The 15,919-nt window shown below is 66.1% G+C and carries 19 protein-coding genes; 11 read left to right on the top strand and 8 right to left on the bottom strand.

Going from position 1 to position 15,919, the window contains the following annotated elements; translation table 11 throughout:
• Positions 1 to 116: 116 nt before the first annotated feature.
• The 6 genes from nifB (at position 117) to EV678_RS10895 (ending at position 4,257) form a co-directional block, all read left to right on the top strand.
• Positions 117 to 1,640 (top strand): nitrogenase cofactor biosynthesis protein NifB, encoded by a 1,524-nt coding sequence (gene nifB / locus EV678_RS10920; RefSeq protein WP_130459556.1) that lies wholly within the window; start codon positions 117 to 119, stop codon positions 1,638 to 1,640.
• Positions 1,641 to 1,684: 44 nt separating this feature from the next.
• The gene (locus EV678_RS10915; RefSeq protein ID WP_014236050.1) at positions 1,685 to 1,900 is read left to right on the top strand and encodes a 4Fe-4S binding protein; all 216 of its coding nucleotides are present in this window, start codon (positions 1,685 to 1,687) and stop codon (positions 1,898 to 1,900) included.
• Between the two features lie 147 nt (positions 1,901 to 2,047).
• Positions 2,048 to 2,464, top strand: a complete 417-nt coding sequence (locus EV678_RS10910; protein ID WP_014236051.1) for a HesB/IscA family protein — start codon at positions 2,048 to 2,050, stop codon at positions 2,462 to 2,464.
• A gap of 10 nt (positions 2,465 to 2,474) precedes the next feature.
• Entirely contained in the window at positions 2,475 to 2,969 is a 495-nt protein-coding gene (gene nifT, locus EV678_RS16335; RefSeq protein ID WP_014236052.1) for a putative nitrogen fixation protein NifT, read from the top strand.
• A gap of 5 nt (positions 2,970 to 2,974) precedes the next feature.
• A complete protein-coding gene (locus EV678_RS10900) occupies positions 2,975 to 3,832 on the top strand; it encodes an SIR2 family NAD-dependent protein deacylase (RefSeq protein ID WP_130459555.1) in 858 nt (285 codons plus the stop codon).
• 5 nt (positions 3,833 to 3,837) lie between these two features.
• Positions 3,838 to 4,257: a hypothetical protein gene (locus EV678_RS10895; protein ID WP_130459554.1), complete on the top strand. Its 420-nt coding sequence runs from the start codon at positions 3,838 to 3,840 to the stop codon at positions 4,255 to 4,257.
• A 40-nt stretch (positions 4,258 to 4,297) separates the two neighbouring features.
• Here the strand turns inward: EV678_RS10895 and EV678_RS10890 are convergent, their stop codons facing one another.
• Both EV678_RS10890 and EV678_RS10885 read right to left on the bottom strand, forming a co-directional pair.
• The gene (locus tag EV678_RS10890) at positions 4,298 to 4,513 is read right to left on the bottom strand and encodes a DUF3820 family protein (RefSeq protein WP_130459553.1); all 216 of its coding nucleotides are present in this window, start codon (positions 4,511 to 4,513) and stop codon (positions 4,298 to 4,300) included.
• Positions 4,510 to 4,959 (bottom strand): MaoC family dehydratase, encoded by a 450-nt coding sequence (locus EV678_RS10885; RefSeq protein WP_130459552.1) that lies wholly within the window; start codon positions 4,957 to 4,959, stop codon positions 4,510 to 4,512. The genes EV678_RS10890 and EV678_RS10885 overlap by 4 nt, the downstream gene beginning before the upstream one ends.
• A 220-nt stretch (positions 4,960 to 5,179) precedes the next feature.
• On the opposite strand from EV678_RS10885, the gene EV678_RS10880 reads away from it, so the two are divergent.
• Positions 5,180 to 6,139 (top strand): NAD-dependent epimerase/dehydratase family protein, encoded by a 960-nt coding sequence (locus tag EV678_RS10880; protein WP_130459551.1) that lies wholly within the window; start codon positions 5,180 to 5,182, stop codon positions 6,137 to 6,139.
• 126 nt (positions 6,140 to 6,265) lie between these two features.
• Here the strand turns inward: EV678_RS10880 and EV678_RS10875 are convergent, their stop codons facing one another.
• From EV678_RS10875 to EV678_RS10865, 3 genes are all read right to left on the bottom strand, one after another.
• On the bottom strand, positions 6,266 to 6,889 hold the full coding sequence (locus tag EV678_RS10875; protein ID WP_014236058.1) for a protein phosphatase CheZ: 624 nt from the start codon (positions 6,887 to 6,889) through the stop codon (positions 6,266 to 6,268).
• Positions 6,890 to 6,983: 94 nt separating this feature from the next.
• The gene (gene draG, locus EV678_RS10870; protein WP_130459550.1) at positions 6,984 to 7,907 is read right to left on the bottom strand and encodes an ADP-ribosyl-[dinitrogen reductase] hydrolase; all 924 of its coding nucleotides are present in this window, start codon (positions 7,905 to 7,907) and stop codon (positions 6,984 to 6,986) included.
• 13 nt (positions 7,908 to 7,920) lie between these two features.
• Positions 7,921 to 8,772, bottom strand: coding sequence for an NAD(+)--dinitrogen-reductase ADP-D-ribosyltransferase (locus EV678_RS10865; protein WP_130459549.1), 852 nt, complete (start codon positions 8,770 to 8,772; stop codon positions 7,921 to 7,923).
• A 382-nt stretch (positions 8,773 to 9,154) separates the two neighbouring features.
• On the opposite strand from EV678_RS10865, the gene nifH reads away from it, so the two are divergent.
• The 4 genes from nifH (at position 9,155) to EV678_RS10845 (ending at position 13,621) form a co-directional block, all read left to right on the top strand.
• Positions 9,155 to 10,030: a nitrogenase iron protein gene (gene nifH / locus EV678_RS10860; RefSeq protein WP_014236061.1), complete on the top strand. Its 876-nt coding sequence runs from the start codon at positions 9,155 to 9,157 to the stop codon at positions 10,028 to 10,030.
• Between the two features lie 82 nt (positions 10,031 to 10,112).
• Positions 10,113 to 11,555 carry a nitrogenase molybdenum-iron protein alpha chain gene (gene nifD / locus EV678_RS10855; RefSeq protein ID WP_014236062.1) on the top strand — a complete coding sequence of 481 codons (1,443 nt, stop codon included), beginning with the start codon at positions 10,113 to 10,115 and terminating at the stop codon, positions 11,553 to 11,555.
• 132 nt (positions 11,556 to 11,687) lie between these two features.
• Positions 11,688 to 13,208, top strand: coding sequence for a nitrogenase molybdenum-iron protein subunit beta (gene nifK / locus EV678_RS10850; RefSeq protein WP_130459548.1), 1,521 nt, complete (start codon positions 11,688 to 11,690; stop codon positions 13,206 to 13,208).
• Between the two features lie 65 nt (positions 13,209 to 13,273).
• On the top strand, positions 13,274 to 13,621 hold the full coding sequence (locus tag EV678_RS10845) for a 2Fe-2S iron-sulfur cluster-binding protein (RefSeq protein ID WP_014236064.1): 348 nt from the start codon (positions 13,274 to 13,276) through the stop codon (positions 13,619 to 13,621).
• A gap of 226 nt (positions 13,622 to 13,847) precedes the next feature.
• On the opposite strand, the gene EV678_RS10840 is transcribed toward EV678_RS10845, so the two are convergent.
• The 3 genes from EV678_RS10840 to sigZ all read right to left on the bottom strand — a co-directional run bounded on the left by EV678_RS10840 (position 13,848) and on the right by sigZ (position 15,803).
• The gene (locus tag EV678_RS10840) at positions 13,848 to 14,087 is read right to left on the bottom strand and encodes a thioredoxin family protein (protein ID WP_130459547.1); all 240 of its coding nucleotides are present in this window, start codon (positions 14,085 to 14,087) and stop codon (positions 13,848 to 13,850) included.
• A 9-nt stretch (positions 14,088 to 14,096) separates the two neighbouring features.
• A complete protein-coding gene (locus tag EV678_RS10835) occupies positions 14,097 to 15,152 on the bottom strand; it encodes a permease (RefSeq protein WP_130459546.1) in 1,056 nt (351 codons plus the stop codon).
• A gap of 96 nt (positions 15,153 to 15,248) precedes the next feature.
• Positions 15,249 to 15,803: an RNA polymerase sigma factor SigZ gene (gene sigZ / locus EV678_RS10830; protein WP_235832452.1), complete on the bottom strand. Its 555-nt coding sequence runs from the start codon at positions 15,801 to 15,803 to the stop codon at positions 15,249 to 15,251.
• Positions 15,804 to 15,919 lie beyond the last annotated feature (116 nt).

Below are 15,919 nucleotides of genomic sequence, written 5' to 3'. Positions count from 1 at the left end.
TACGCGCAATAAAAATGGAAATTCCGGACCTGGCACATGGGTTGCTCTAGGGGTGTTGCAGGGCCTGCAGCCAAGGGCCCCGAGACAACGAGCCCCAACCCCGATAGGAGCGGACCATGCAGAACCCGAGCGCCCAAACTGGCATGAGCGGCATGAGTGGAACGGCGGCCGGAGCCCCGGCTTCCCGCCGCATCATCCCCATCGCTTCCGCCCACAGCGGCGCCGCGTCCGCCGGTGGCTGCAGCTCCTCCAGCTGCGGCTCCGGCGAAGGTCCGGCCGACATGCCCGCCCACATCTGGGAGAAGGTGAAGGACCACCCCTGCTACAGCAGCGAGGCCCACCACCACTTCGCCCGCATGCACGTGGCAGTGGCCCCGGCCTGCAACATCCAGTGCAACTACTGCAACCGCAAGTACGACTGTGCCAACGAATCCCGCCCCGGCGTGGTGAGCGAGAAGCTGACCCCGGAGATGGCGGGCAAGAAGGTGCTGGCGGTGGCCGCCGAGATTCCCCAGCTTTCCGTGGTCGGCATCGCCGGCCCGGGCGACGCCCTGGCCAATCCGGCCAAGACCTTCAAGACCTTCGAGCTGATCCAGCAGAGCGCGCCGGACATCAAGCTGTGCCTGTCCACCAACGGCCTGGCCCTGCCGGACCACGTGGAGACCATCAAGAAATTCAACGTGGACCACGTCACCATCACCATCAACATGGTGGACCCGGAAGTGGGCCAGCACATCTACCCCTGGATCTTTCACAACCACAAGCGTTACCACGGCCTGGAAGCGGCGAAGATCCTGCACGAGCGGCAGATGCTGGGCCTGGAGATGCTCACCGCCGCCGGCATCCTGGTGAAGGTGAACTCGGTGCTGATCCCCGGCATCAACGACCATCACCTGAAGGAAGTGAACAAGGTGGTGAAGGCCAAGGGCGCCTTCCTGCACAACATCATGCCGCTCATTTCTGACCCGGCCCACGGCACCCACTTCGGCCTCACCGGCCAGCGCGGCCCCACCGCCGCCGAACTGAAGGCCCTGCAGGACGAGTGTGAGGGCGACATGAAGCTGATGCGCCACTGCCGCCAGTGCCGCGCCGACGCCGTCGGCATGCTGGGGGAGGACCGCAGCCAGGAATTCACCAGCGACAAGCTGGACGCCATTGCCGCCACCTACGACCCCACCGCCCGCCAGGCCTACCGGGACTTCGTCGAGAAGGAGCGGGCCGATCAGCGTGCCGCCGAAGCGGAGAAGAAGGCCGGCCTGGCCGGCGCTTCGGAGAAGGCCCTGGTGGCCGTGGCCACCAAGGGCGGCGGCCGCATCAACCAGCACTTCGGCCACGCCAGCGAGTTCCAGGTGTACGAAGTCTCCGCCGCCGGCGCCAAGTTTGTCGGCCATCGCAAGGTGGAGCACTACTGCGCCGGCGGCTACGAGGAAGAGGAGGCCATGCCCTCCATCCTCGACGCCCTCCAGGACTGCGCCGCCGTGCTGGTGGCCAAGATCGGCCACTGCCCCATGAAGGAACTGCAGGCCGCGGGCATTGAGCCGGTGCAGGACTACGCCCACGAATACATCGAAGCCTCGGCCCTGGCCTGGTTCCAGCAGCGTCTGGAGCGGCGCCAGGGCGCCACCAGCCTGGTCGCCTGAGGCCATCCAACCCATCCGTCACCCCCTAAGACAAGGAGCCCATCATGGCCTACAAGATCAACGCCTCCGCCTGTACCGCCTGCGGTGCCTGCGAACAGGAATGTCCCAACGACGCCATCTACGAGAAGAACGGCCTCTTCGCCATCAAGGCCGACGGCTGCACCGAGTGCATCGGTCATTACGACGATCCCCAGTGCATCGCCGCCTGCCCGGCCGACTGCATCGTCGTGGACAAGAGCGTGCCGCGCTATCAGGCCTGAAGGCAGCCACAGAGGACACAGAGGGAAAATCCCTGGGCGCTGTGCCCGAAGGTCAGGCCGGCAGCGCGGGAAGTTGTCGACGTTGCTCTGTGTTCTCTGTGCCCTCTGTGGCTAAACAAAAAAACCCCAACCCCCGGAGGTAAGGATATGTGCGTCAACATCACCCCCCGCGCCGCCAAGTACATGCGCCAGATGGTGCGTTTCGGCGAAGGCTCGGCGTCCGCCGGTTTCCGCCTCTCGGTGAAGCCCGGCGGCTGTTCCGGCTTCGATTCCAGCTTCACAGTGGCCGAGACGCCGACGCCCGGCGACACGGTGATCGAGCAGAACGGGGCCCTCCTGTTCCTCACCGCCGAGAGCTGCAGCCTGCTGCACGGCTACACCATCGACTTCAAGGAAAGCCCCTCGTCCTCCGGCCTTTCCTTCACCAACCCCAACGGCCCCCACGTCTGCGGCTGCGGAGCCGGTGACGGCGCCGCTGCGGGCGGCGTCGGCGTGGTCACCTTCATGAAGCGGGACCAGGCGCCCCAGGGCGCCATGGCTGGCTGCTCCAGCCACAAGGGCTGAGGCCTGGATCATGTCGGCCCGGGACAGCGATGTGGTGGAACTGGATGGCCCGCCCCAGTTCCATTTCGGCGAGAAGGTCGTCGCCCGGAAGTATGTGAAGAACGACGGCACCTATCCTCTCAGGGAAATCGGCGAGGTGCTGGTGCACAAGGGGGACGTGGGCTACGTCACCAGTATCGGCACCTTTCTGCAGCAGTTTTACATCTACGGCGTGGACTTCGTGGACCGGGGCTGCCTGGTCGGCATGAAGGGACGCGAAATCGAATCTTTAGACCAAGTGGGAGAGGGCAACATGAAAATCACCTTGCGCAAGGACAAAAACGGCAACCTGTCGGTCTACGTCCCCAAGAAGGACCTGGAGCAGGACGTGGTGTTCACCGAGAAGGCCACCCTGTGGGGCGGCCAGATCACCCTGGGCAACGGCTGGAAGCTGCAGCTGCCGGAGATGGCGGTGGACACCCCCATGCCCATCACCATCGAAGCCGCCAAGCTGAGCGAGGAGTGAAGACCATGGGCGCCGACAGCACCGACGGTCTGCTCGCCACCGTTGCCGACGGTCTTGGCAGCGGCGCCCTGATTCCCTACCTGGGGGCCGAGGCGGTGCTGCTGGCACCGGCCAATGCTGCCCTGCCCCTGGCGCCGGAGGCTCTCGCCGCCTTCCTCTCCAAGCGGGCCACGGTGCCTTCGCGCATTCGCCGCAACCCCACGGCCACGGCCCAGTACATCGAGAACTTCCGCCATCGCAAGACCCTGCGCAAGCTGATGCTGGAGGCCTTCGCCACCCCGGCCGAAGTGCCCGCCTTCTACCGCCTGCTGGCCCGCCTGGCGCCGCCCATGGTGGTGGACACGGGCTATGACACGGCGCTGGCCGGCGCCTTCGCCGGCAACAGTGATTGGGCCCAGATCCAGGGTGTCAGCCGGGCCGAGGTGCGGGAAGGCTGGTATCTCTGCTACGACGCCGCCGGCGCCCCCCTCCCCGAGGCCGGGGCGGCGGCCTGCCGCACCCTGGTGTACAAGCCCCTGGGCGGCGTGCAGCCGGCAGGCAACTTCATCATCTCCGATTCCGACTTCGTCGAAGTGCTGACGGAGATCGACATCCAGACCCCCATCCCCGAGGCGGTGAAAAGCCGCCGCGCCAGCCGGGGCTTCGTCTTCTTCGGCTGCCGCTTCCGCGACCAGCTGACCCGCACCTACGCGCGCCAGGTGATGAAGCGCTCCGCCGGCCCCCACTTCGCCGTGCTGCCGGCGGCGGAGCTGACCCGCAACGAACTGCGCTTCATCGCCGAGCAGGGCATCACGGTCATCGACCGGCCCCTGGCCGAAGTGGCGGCGGCCCTGGAGGCCGCCCTGGACTGCGCGGTGGCCTGAGCCCCATGCTGCTGGTGCGCTACCGCCTCGGCGGCCGGCCCTCCCTGTGCGGCCTGACCCTGGCGGCGCTGCCGGAGGGGGAGGGCATCCTGGCCATCCTGCACGAGCTGCCGGAGAACCCGGGCGTCTCCATCTCCGTCGCCATCGACCGGGTCATCGCCGCCGCCCTGACCCAGCATCCGGCCCTCCTGGCCGCCGCCCCCTTCCATCGCATCCGCTGGATCGAGCGCTACTACGGCATCGAGGACGGCATCCCGGAAATGCTGGCGGAGACCGTGGCCGACATCAGCCCCGGCCCCGACGGCTGGCAGGTGCGGCCGAAGGACTGCCTGCCCGTGGGCAGCCAGCTGCTGCGCCACATCCGGCGCGAACTGGCGCGCCTGGGCGATGACGCCGAGACGGCGGGCTGCTTCAACATCCATTGAAAAGAAAAGGGCCCCGCCGGGGCCCTGTGTTGTGGCGCCGCTAGCGCCCCCGGCGCAGGGGCTGGAGCAGATGGGAGAGGCCGTTGTGGTCGATCTCCTGCATCAGGGCCAGCAGCCGGCCGATCTCGCCGGGGGGAAAGCCCTCCCGGGCGAACCAGTTGAGGTAGTTGCCCGGCAGGTCGGCGATGAGCGTGCCCTTGTGCTTGCCGAAGGGCATCTCCCGGGTCACCAGCAGTTGCAGGTCCTCCGGCTTCACGCGCCGGCCCGCTTGAGCAGGTGCATGACGATGAAGCTCAGCACCGCCTCGCCGCGCTGGTTGGCCGCCACGTACTTGAGGCGGGCGATGCCCCGGTCCGGCTTGGAGGAAGAGGGCTTCACCTCCAGCACCTCGATTTCCGTATGCAGGGTATCGCCGGGCCGCACCGGCGCCAGCCAGCGCAGTTCGTCGATGCCCGGGGAGCCGATGCTCGAGCGGCTGAAGATGCCACTCTGGATGAACAGGCGGAAAGCCAGGGCCAGGCTCTGGAAACCGCTGGCGATGAGCCCGCCATAGGGCGATTCCGCGGCGGCGTTCACATCCAGATGGAAGGGCTGGGGATCGTAGCGCCAGGCGAAGTCGATGATCTCCGCTTCGGTGAGGGTAACGCCCGGCGTGGTGAAACGCTGACCGGGGGAAAGGTCGTCGAGAAAGAGAGGCGACATGGACGGAGCGGACGGGATGGGGAAGGGCAAAGATACAAAAAAATCCTCCATTTGTCCTTCCTCTCGGCCATCGCCGGCCCAGTTGCCAAGGGACTGACGGGCCGCCCTCCGGCAGCTCTCCGGGCCGGCACGGGAGTGCCCGGGCGACCTCAGGGCGGCTCCGTCTTGTATGCTTGCGCCTGATCAGCATTTCGCCCCTCTTCTGGAAAGGACCCTTCCCTTGGAAGTTTGCATCACCGGCGGCTCCGGTTTCATCGGCAAGCGCCTGACAGCAGCCCTGCTGGCCCGGGGCGACCAGGTTCGCTCCCTGACCCGCAAGAGCGCCGGGGCGACCGGCGCCCCCCAGGGCCTCAGCTTTCACCCCGGGGACCTGACCGATCCCCAGGTGGCGCTGGGCGGATTCCTGGCCGGGGCCCGGGTGCTGTTCCACTGCGCCGGCGAAATCAACGACGCAGCCCGGATGCGCCCCCTCCATGTGGATGGCACGGCCCGTCTGCTGGCGGCCGCCAGGCAGCAGTTTGCCGCCGGCGGCCAGCCCCTGCACTGGGTGCAACTGAGCAGCGTCGGCGCCTACGGGCCCGACCGCCGGCCGGACCGGCGTCAGCCCCGCATCGTGGACGAGGAGACGGCGCCGGCGCCGGTGGGCGAATACGAAGTCACCAAGACCGAGGCCGACCAGCTGGTGCTGGATGCCGCCCGGGAAGGCTGCATCACCTGCACCCTGCTGCGTCCGGCCAACGTCTTCGGCGCCGACATGCCGAACCAGTCCCTCCGCTCCATGATCGCCTTCATCCGCAAGGGCCTGTTTTTCTACATCGGCCCGGACGACGTGGTGGCCACCTACATCCATGTGGATGACGTGGTGGAGACGCTGCTGGCCTGCGGCTTCGATCCCCGGGCCCGGGGCCATGTCTTCAATCTCTCCAACGATTGCGCCTACGGCGATCTGGTCAATGCCATCGCCGATGCCGCAGGGGTCCGCCGTCCCCGCCTGCGCCTCAATGAAACCCTGGTGCGGCGCATTGTCGCCCTGGCCAGCCCCTTCCTGCGCCTGCCCCTGACGCCGGAACGCATCGACGCCATGCGGGTGCGCACCCGCTATCCCGTCACCAAGCTCCAGTCCGTCCTGGGCCTGGCACCCCGGCGGGAGGTGTGCGACGCCATCCGGGAACTGCTGTGAAAGCACCCATTTACTAGGAGTGCTCGCCCCAGCGGTGGCGATATGAAAAAGGCTGCCCGAGGGCAGCCTTTTTTCTCGGGTCGGCCGGCGAATCATTCCCGGTCGGCATGGTGGAGCTTCCCCGCTCTAGAACCCCAGGCTTTCGAGGAAGTTGTCCACTTCCGACTGGGAGCCGAAGGCCTGTTTCTGGTTCTTGTCCGAATCCATGGCCGGGCCGTTGAGGAGGCCGTCCTTGGGCTGCTTGCCTTCGCCGGGGGCGGTGCGGGCGAGCAGGGTGAGGAGCTGGCTTTCCATGTCCTGGGCCAGGTCCACGATTTTCTTGATGACCTGGCCGGTGAGGTCCTGGAATTCCTGGGCCAGGATGATTTCGGTGAGCTGGGCCTTGTTGGCGGCGGCCTCGGCGTCGCTCTGCTGCAGGTAGGCCCGGGTGCGGGCCAGGGTTTCCTGGTAGTCCCGGGAATCCTTGCGCTTGTCGGCCACCCGCTCCCAGTCGGCGAGGAGCTGGCGGGCGCCTTCCTGGGCCCGGTCCTGGGTGGGACTGATGCTGTCCACGGCGTTGAGCACGCGGGAGACGGCCTGTTCGGTCATGGAGAGCACGTAGTTGAGCCGTTCCCGGGCGTCGGGAATGGCGTCCACGGTGCGTTCCAGGGCCTTGTCGTGGCCCAGGGCCTGCAGGGTTTCGTGCAGGTCCCGGGTCATCTTGCCGATTTGTTCGAATACCTGGTGCTGATCGCTGGAGCCGGTGGTCATGGGAAATGCCCTTGGGGGTTGCGCCGTAAGAGATGTAACCATAGCGCATATGGCGCCGGCTGCCGACCCCCGGGAGGGGGGCCCGGGGAGTGGCTCAGGGGGCGGCGCGGCGCTGGGACAGGGCCAGCAGGCCCGCCGCCTGGGCTTCCACGGCTATGCGGGCGTGCCGGTCCAGGCGCCGCAGCCAGCGGAAGGGAATGGCGGCCTCGCCGTAGTGGGCGCCGGCGAGCATGGCGGCCAGGGCGCCGTTGGTGTCCGCGTCGCCTCCCAGGTTCACCGTCTTCACCAGGCAGGCCTCGAAGCTGTCGGTGCTGAAGAAGGCGTGGCAGACGGTTTGCAGGGTATCCACCACATAGCCGGTGGCCCGCTTGGGGTAGGGATCGAAGCGGAAGTTGCGGTGACCGGCCACCAGGGCGTCGGCCAGCTGCCGCGCCCGCTCCTTGCCTTCGCCCCGCAGCAGGGCCCGGGTCATGCAGCCCAGGGTCAGGGTGGCCACGTCGGAGAGGGGATGGTTGTGGGTCAGGTGGGCTTGTTCCAGGCTCCAGCGGGCGAAGGCGTCGTCGTCCCCCAGGGTGGCGATGACCACCGGCAGGTTGCGCATGACGGCGCCGTTGCCGGCGTCGCCGTCGCTGTAGGGGGATTCCAGGGTGCCCTTGTGCATGTAGCGGACGATGCCGCGGCGGCAGGTGTTGCCCACGTCGATGGGCTTGGTCTTCAGCCAGGCGAGGAAGTGTTCGGCGACGCAGGTGAGGTTCCATTCCGGGTGTTCCAGGATGGCGTCGCCCAGGGCCAGGCTCATCTGGGTGTCGTCGGTGATCTGGCCGGGTTTCAGGCGCAGCCAGCCGCCGCCGGTGATGTGTTCGTGCACGCCGTACTGGGCGGCGATCTCGCCGGGGGTGAGGAACTCCACCGTGGCGCCGAGGGCGTCGCCGATGGCAAAGCCCAGGTAGGCGGCCCGCACCCGGTCGAGCAGGGAGCCGGGCGGGGCGGGGGGATGGCGGGGCTGGGTGAGGAACACGGTGCAGGCTCCTTCAGTAGTAGCTCATCTGCACCCGGTAATCGCCGCCGATCACCAGGTATTCGCCTTCGCCCTTGAGCACGGGGCCGGGCATGAGGCCGTTGAAGAAGAGGATCTTCACCAGGGGCACCTGCACTTCCAGGATGGTGTCGCCGAACTGGTCGGCCACCTCCCGGTCGTCGGTGAAGGAGATCAGGTTGTTCTGCCGCACGATGGCTTCCCGCCGCGACAGGGTGCTGACCACGTAGTGTTCGGAGAGGTCGTTCACGCCCCGGTAGAGGGTCAGGTGGCGGCGGCTGGGAAAGATGTAGCGGGTCAGCATCCACTGGCAGTACTCGTAGAGCAGGTCCAGCTGCAGCTGGATGGAGTTGTTGTGGAAGCGGGCGCACATCTTTTCTTCCACATAGGTCATCCAGGCCCGGGAGGGATAGCGGCCCAGGGGCTCCTTGTGGAAGGTGGGCAACAGGCCGAAGCGGCTTTCCACCCAGCCCTTGAGCACCGCCCCTTCCGGGTTGTTGGCATCGAAACCCCAGCCCTGCAGCAGGCGCCGGTAGCTGGAGCGGAAGAGACGGGGGCCGGGGCGCGGTGCCCCGTCGTCCCGGGGCCGTCGCTCCGGCCCCTCGTTCACCCCGAACACCGCCGCCATGTATTTCTGGAAGGCGTCCATGGCCTCCTCGGCACAGGTGGAATCCTCCAGCATGCGGAAGAGGGCCGGGCTGGTCTCCCGCACGCCGCTGATGTGCAGGCGCAGGGGGTGCTCGTTGAAGGCGGGGCTGGCGAGGAGGCCCGAGGGCACGCCCACCAGGTTGGTGCTGTGGCCGGGGGGCGGCGGGGCGAGGGGGACGGTGGGCAGGTCGGGCTTCATGCCCGGCACATAAGCAACATCTATTCCCCGTTCTGGCGCACCCGGCCGGCGAGGGCGGCGGCCTGGGCGATGCCCGGCCGGGGAGGCTGGAGGGACGGACCTCCCGGCCGTGGGGTGGCGGCGAGGTCCATCCGGCGCGCCTCCTGGCGCGGTCCGCTTTTGGGGGCGTCGTCCGGGGCCGGGGAATGCGGTCTTTACGACAGGGGCGGGGGCCTTTGTCGTGTTCGCAACATGGCCCCAAGGGTCCGGTGCAAAACACATTTTCCAGTCGTATCAGGGCATTGCGGCGCAAACGAGGACCTGGCACGGCCCTTGCCATAGTAGGTCAAGCCTGGCACCGCCGGGATTGATTTTGTGACTTCAACCATCGAGGGGAAATGAAATGAGTGCATTGCGTCAAATCGCCTTCTACGGCAAGGGTGGCATCGGCAAATCCACCACCTCCCAAAACACCCTGGCGGCCCTGGCTGAAATGGGCCAAAAGATCCTCATCGTCGGCTGCGACCCGAAGGCCGACTCCACCCGTCTGATCCTGCACGCCAAGGCCCAGGACACCGTGCTCTCCCTGGCGGCCGACGCCGGCTCCGTGGAAGACCTGGAACTGGAAGACGTGCTGAAGGTGGGTTACCGCGACATCCGCTGCGTTGAATCCGGCGGTCCGGAACCCGGCGTCGGCTGCGCCGGCCGCGGCGTTATCACCGCCATCAACTTCCTCGAAGAGAACGGCGCCTACGACGGCGTGGACTACGTTTCCTACGACGTGCTGGGCGACGTGGTGTGTGGCGGCTTCGCCATGCCCATCCGCGAGAACAAGGCCCAGGAAATCTACATCGTCATGTCCGGCGAAATGATGGCCATGTACGCCGCCAACAACATCTCCAAGGGCATCCTGAAGTACGCCAATGCCGGCGGCGTGCGTCTGGGCGGTCTGATCTGCAACGAGCGCAAGACCGACAAGGAATACGAGCTGGCCGACGCCCTGGCCAAGAAGCTCGGCACCAAGCTGATCCACTTCGTCCCCCGCGACAACGTGGTGCAGCACGCCGAACTGCGCCGCATGACCGTGCTGGAGTACGACCCCGAGTCCAAGCAGGCCGGCGAATACCGCGCCCTGGCCCAGAAGGTCCATGCCAATGCCGGCAACGGCGTGATCCCCACCCCCATCTCCATGGACGAGCTGGAAGACCTGCTGCTCGAGTTCGGCATCATGAGCAAGGAAGACGAGTCCATCGTCGGCAAGTCCAAGAGCGCCGCTTAAGGATCACCGGCGCGGAAACCGGCAGGGCTCCCTCCGGAGCGGCCGGGTTCCGCTGAGCGAATACGCAATTTAGGAGAATCACATGAGTGCGGTACTCGACGACAAAACGCGCAACCAGGCGCTGATCCAGGAGGTGCTCGAAGCCTACCCGGAGAAGGCCGCCAAGAAGCGCGCCAAGCACCTCAACGTGTACGAAGAGGGCAAGCCCGACTGCGGCGTGAAGTCCAACATCAAGTCCCTGCCCGGCGTCATGACCATCCGCGGTTGTGCCTATGCCGGCTCCAAGGGCGTGGTGTGGGGCCCGATCAAGGACATGGTGCACATCTCCCACGGTCCCGTGGGCTGCGGCCAGTACTCCTGGGGCACCCGTCGCAACTACGCCTCCGGCACCGTCGGCGTGGACAACTTCACCGTCCTGCAGGTCACCTCCGACTTCCAGGAGAAGGACATCGTCTTCGGCGGCGACAAGAAGCTGGACAAGGTGATCGACGAGATCACGGAAATCTTCCCCCTGGCCCGCGGCATCTCCATCCAGTCCGAATGTCCCATCGGCCTCATCGGTGACGACATCGAGGCCGTGGCCAAGAAGAAGACCAAGGAAATCTCCAAGACCATCGTGCCGGTGCGTTGCGAAGGCTTCCGCGGCGTCTCCCAGTCCCTGGGCCACCACATCGCCAACGACATGGTGCGCGACTGGGTCCTGGACAAGGCCGACAACAAGGGCTTCGAATCCACCCCCTACGACGTCACCATCATCGGCGACTACAACATCGGCGGCGACGCCTGGTCCTCCCGCATCCTGCTGGAAGAGATGGGCCTGCGCGTGATCGCCCAGTGGTCCGGCGACGGCACCCTGGCGGAAATGGAAAAGACCCCCAAGGCCAAGCTCAACCTGCTGCACTGCTACCGTTCCATGAACTACATCAGCCGGCACATGGAAGAGAAGTACGGCATTCCCTGGGTCGAGTACAACTTCTTCGGCCCCTCCAAGATCGCTGCCTCCCTGCGGGAAATCGCTTCCCACTTCGACGACACGATCAAGGAAAACGCCGAGAAGGTCATCGCCAAGTACCAGGCCATGGTGGACGGCATCATCGCCAAGTACAAGCCGCGCCTGACGGGCAAGAAGGTCATGCTGTACGTGGGCGGCCTGCGCCCCCGTCACGTGGTCGGCGCCTATGAGGACCTGGGCATGGAAGTGGTCGGTGCCGGTTACGAATTCGCCCACGGCGACGACTACCAGCGCACCACCCACTACGTCAAAGACGGCACCCTGATCTACGACGACGTGACCGGCTTCGAGTTCGAGAAGTTCGCCGAAAAGATCCGTCCCGACCTGGTGGGTTCCGGCGTCAAGGAAAAGTACATCTTCCAGAAGATGGGCATCCCCTTCCGCCAGATGCACTCCTGGGACTACTCCGGCCCGTATCACGGCTACGACGGCTTCGCCATCTTCGCCCGCGACATGGACATGGCCATCAACAGCCCGGTCTGGAGCATGACCAAGGCCCCCTGGAAGAAGTAAGCCCAGGCCGCCTGCAAGTACGAAGTCCGTCTCCCATGCCTGCTGCCGGTCGGCAGAGGGTTAGGGGGGCCGGAAACTTGAAGCGCTGTCGGTGCGGGGATGACCGCCCGGCGCGTAAAAAGGAGATTCAAAATGCCGCAATCCGCTGAGAAAGTGCTCGACCACAACGAGCTGTTCAAACAGCCCGAATACCAGGACCTGATGGCCCGCAAGAAGCAGTTCGAGGACTGCGCTTCCGCCGACAAGGTCAAGGAAGTCGAGGCCTTCACCAAGTCCTGGGAATACCGGGAAATCAACTTCAAGCGCGAAGCCCTGACCGTCAATCCGGCCAAGGCCTGCCAGCCCCTGGGTGCCGTCCTCTGCGCCTCCGGCTTCGAAGGCACCCTGCCCTATGTGCATGGTTCCCAAGGCTGCGTCGCCTACTTCCGTTCCCACCTGAACCGTCACTTCAAGGAGCCTTCCTCCTGCGTCTCCGACTCCATGACGGAAGACGCGGCCGTGTTCGGCGGCCTGAACAACATGATCGACGGCCTGGCCAACGCCCACGCGCTGTACAAGCCGAAGATGATCGCCGTCTCCACCACCTGCATGGCCGAGGTGATCGGCGACGACCTGGACGGCTTCATCAAGAACGCCAAGCAGAAGGGCTCCATCCCGGAAGACTTCCGCGTGCCCTTCGCCCACACCCCGTCCTTTGTCGGCAGCCACATCACCGGCTACGACAACATGCTCAAGGGTGTCCTGAGCAACCTGTGGGCCGGCCAGGAACGCAAGGAAGGCGCCGCCATCAACGTGAACGGCGGCTTCGACGGCTACTGCGTCGGCAACAACCGGGAAATCAAGCGCCTGCTGGGCCTGATGGGTGTGGATTTCACCGTCCTCTCCGATCCCTCCGACGTCTTCGATACCCCGGCCGACGGCGAATTCCGCATGTACGACGGTGGCACCAAGATCGACGACGGCATCGCCGCCGTCAATGCCAAGGCCACCTTCCTGCTGCAGGGCTTCTCCACGGCCAAGACCGGCGAGTTCATCAAGGAAAAGGGCCAGGAAGTCGTCGCCTTCCACAACCCGGTGGGCGTCACCGCCACCGATGCCTTCCTCATGGAAGTCTCCCGCGTCACCGGCAAGGCCATCCCGGCCGAGCTGGAAAAGGAACGGGGCCGTCTGGTGGACGCCATCGCCGACTCCCAGGCCTACCTGCACGGCAAGAGCTTCTCCCTGTTCGGCGACCCCGACATGGTCTACGGCCTGGTCAGCTTCCTCCTGGAAGTCGGCGCCGAGCCCAAGCACATCGTGGTCACCAATTCCACCAAGGACTTCGAGACCAAGCTCGGCGCCCTGCTGGAAGCCAGCCCCTTCGGCAAGGAAGCCAAGATCTATGCCGGCAAGGACCTGTGGCACATGCGTTCCCTGCTCGCCACCGAGCCTTCCGACTTCCTCATCGGCTCCTCCTACGGCAAGTTCCTGGAGCGTGACACGGGTGTGCCCCTGATCCGGATCGGCTTCCCGATCTTCGACCGGCACCACCACCATCGCTTCCCCATCTGGGGTTACCAGGGCGGCCTCAACGTGCTCGTGAAGATCCTCGACAAGATCTTCGACGTGCTCGACAAGGATCCGAAGGGCACCAGTTTCGACGTCGTGCGGTGACGATCTGCCCGCCCGTCCATCAGGTCTTCGATGGCGGGCGGGATTTTTTTTACAGGAGTGATTCAATGCCGAACGTGACGTTTTCCTCCCCCAAGCAGAAGAAGGACGTGACCGTGTATGCCGTGGCCGGCAACCGTTCCACCATCCTCGGCCTGGCCAAGGAACACAAGATCCCCGTGGATTTCGAGTGCCAGGACGGCAACTGCGGCTCCTGCGCCGTGGAAGTGCTGCACCTGGGCAACAAGCAGCCCATGGCCGCCCACCTGACGGAAAAGGAAAAGACCGCCCTGGTGCTGGCCGGCAAGGTCAAGCAGGCCGAGCTGGACGAACTGGTGGTGAAGGACCTGGCCCCGGGCTGGCGCCTGGCCTGCCAGTACATGCTGCTGGACGAGGACATCGCGGTCAAATTCTGAGCGCCGGTCCGCCGACTCTCCCGTGCGACGGGGAGCGAAGGCGGGTCGTGACAGCAAAGCTTGCACGGTTTCGTCGCACCGGTACGGGGGTGTAACTCTCCCAGCTTCCGTACCTCCCCAACAGAGAAACAATCAAAAGAGAAAACCGGCCCGGGGCGACCCGGAGCCGGTTTTTCATTGATACGCCGCCGACACCCGGCGGGCCGGGGTTGGCGGACCGGAAATGTCAGGATTCCTGCAGTAGCCGGTCGATGGCACCAGCCTCCGGCAGGCTGCCGCTGTGGACCACCCGGCCCTCGATCACCAGGGCCGGCGTCGCCATGACGCCGTAGCCGATGATGCGGGCCATGTCCTCGACCTTCTCCAGATTGATGGCGGTGCCGGTACGCACGGCCGCCTGTTCCACCATGGCCACCAGGGTCTTGCATTTGGCACAGCCCGTGCCCAGGACTTTCACTTCTTTCATCATGCTTCCTTATAGAACGGCGTTGAAGACGTAACCGACGAGGAGTATCCCCAGGGCCACCACGCCGGCGAAAGTGGCGATCAGGCGGGGCTTGAGGGCCTTGCGCAGAATGATCATCTCCGGCGCCGAAAGGGCGATGACGCTCATCATGAAGGCCAGGACCGTGCCCAGGGCCGCGCCCTTGCCGATGAGGGCCTCCACCACCGGGATGATGCCGGCCGCGTTGGTGTACATGGGCACGCCGAGCACGACTGCCGCCGGCACCGCCCACCACACGTCCTTGCCCATGAAGGAGGCCATGAAGTCCTCCGGCACGTAGCCGTGGATGCCCGCGCCCAGGGCGATGCCGGCCACCACGTAGGGCCACACCTTGGCGACGATGTCCCGCACATGGTCCAGGCCGGCGCGGCCCCGCTGCACCCAGCTCATGCCGCCGCCGGCAAAGCTGGCGGGGGCGCCCGCCTGGATCGCCTGCACCCAGTCTTCCAGGTGGGCCTCCATCTTCAGGTGGCCGATCACCAGTCCGGCCAGGATGGCGACCAGCAGTCCCAGTCCCAGGTAGAGCAGGGCCACCTGCCAGCCGAACATGCCGAAGAGCAGGGCCAGGGCCACCTCGTTGATCATGGGGGCGGCGATGAGGAACGAAAAGGTCACTCCCAGGGGCACGCCCGCCGAGAGGAAACCGATGAAAAAGGGCACGGCGGAGCAGGAGCAGAAGGGCGTGACGATGCCCAGGCAGGCCGCCAGGACGTTGCCCACCCCGGTGCGCCTGCCGGAGAGCAGGGCGCGGGTGCGCTCCGGTGCGAAGAAGGTCTGGATCACGCCCATCAGGAAGACGATGCCGGTCAGCAGCAGCAGGACCTTGGGCGTGTCATAGACGAAGAAGTGCAGGGCTTCGCCCAGGGCCGTCTGACGGCTCTGTCCCAGGGCGGCAACGACGAAATCGGCCATGGCCGTCAGATTGCCGTAGAGCCAGAACCAAAGTCCGGCGGCTGCCGCCGTGCCGCATAGCCAGCGCCATCCCAGGCCCCTTGCCGGGGCCGCCGTGTTCATTTCCACATTCATCTTCACTCCTGTTCGCGAAAGGCGGTGTTGGCCCCGGCCGTGGCAGGCAACGGGGCATCTCGCACAGAAGACGAAGCAGGGGCAAAAAGGATGCAGCTAGTCCCGGGGAAGGAGGGGCGGCCGGGGCACGAAGCAGCAGACCTGGCCTTCGCCGTCGAAACGCACCTGGCAGGCCTGCACCAGGCGGGCCCGCAGCCGGCGGCGGGCCCTTTGCACGCGGGACTTGGCCGCGGCCAGGGAGAGTCCCTGGCGCTGGGCGAACTCCTGCTGGCTCAGGCCTTCGATGTCGCACAGGCGGATGGCCTCCCGGTCGGCCTCCGCCAGTTCGCCGAGAACCCGGGGCAGGCAGTCGGCCAGCCTGTCCACCGGGGGGACTTCGGGGATCTCGGCGGCGGGCCAGTCTTCGTCCAGGGGCAGTTGCTGCCGCTGCAGGCGGAAGCGGTCGATCAGCAGGTTGCGGGCCACCTGGAACAGCCAGGCCCGGGGATTTTCCACCCCGCACAGGGCATCGGGTTGCCGCAGCGCCCGCAGGAATACCTCCTGGAGCAGGTCCCGGGCCTCCTCCCGGTCGGGCAGGCGGGCGGCGATGAACCGCATCAGTTCCGCCTCGTGGGCTTTCCAGGCTGCATCGACGCACTTCATGGGATTCATTCGGGGCATGGGGAGCGCAACAGCTTACACGTTTGCCCCGGCCCGGCTGCAGTCCGCCGGGCGCTCCCTGCCCCCTGTTTGACCGAAATCAAGGGGTTGCGCGGGGGCGGGGCTAT

The organism is Azospira oryzae, from assembly GCF_004217225.1.
GTDB lineage: Bacteria > Pseudomonadota > Gammaproteobacteria > Burkholderiales > Rhodocyclaceae > Azospira > Azospira oryzae.
Note: the sequence above shows the minus strand (reverse complement) of the source record. Positions and strands in the feature narration are given on the sequence as shown.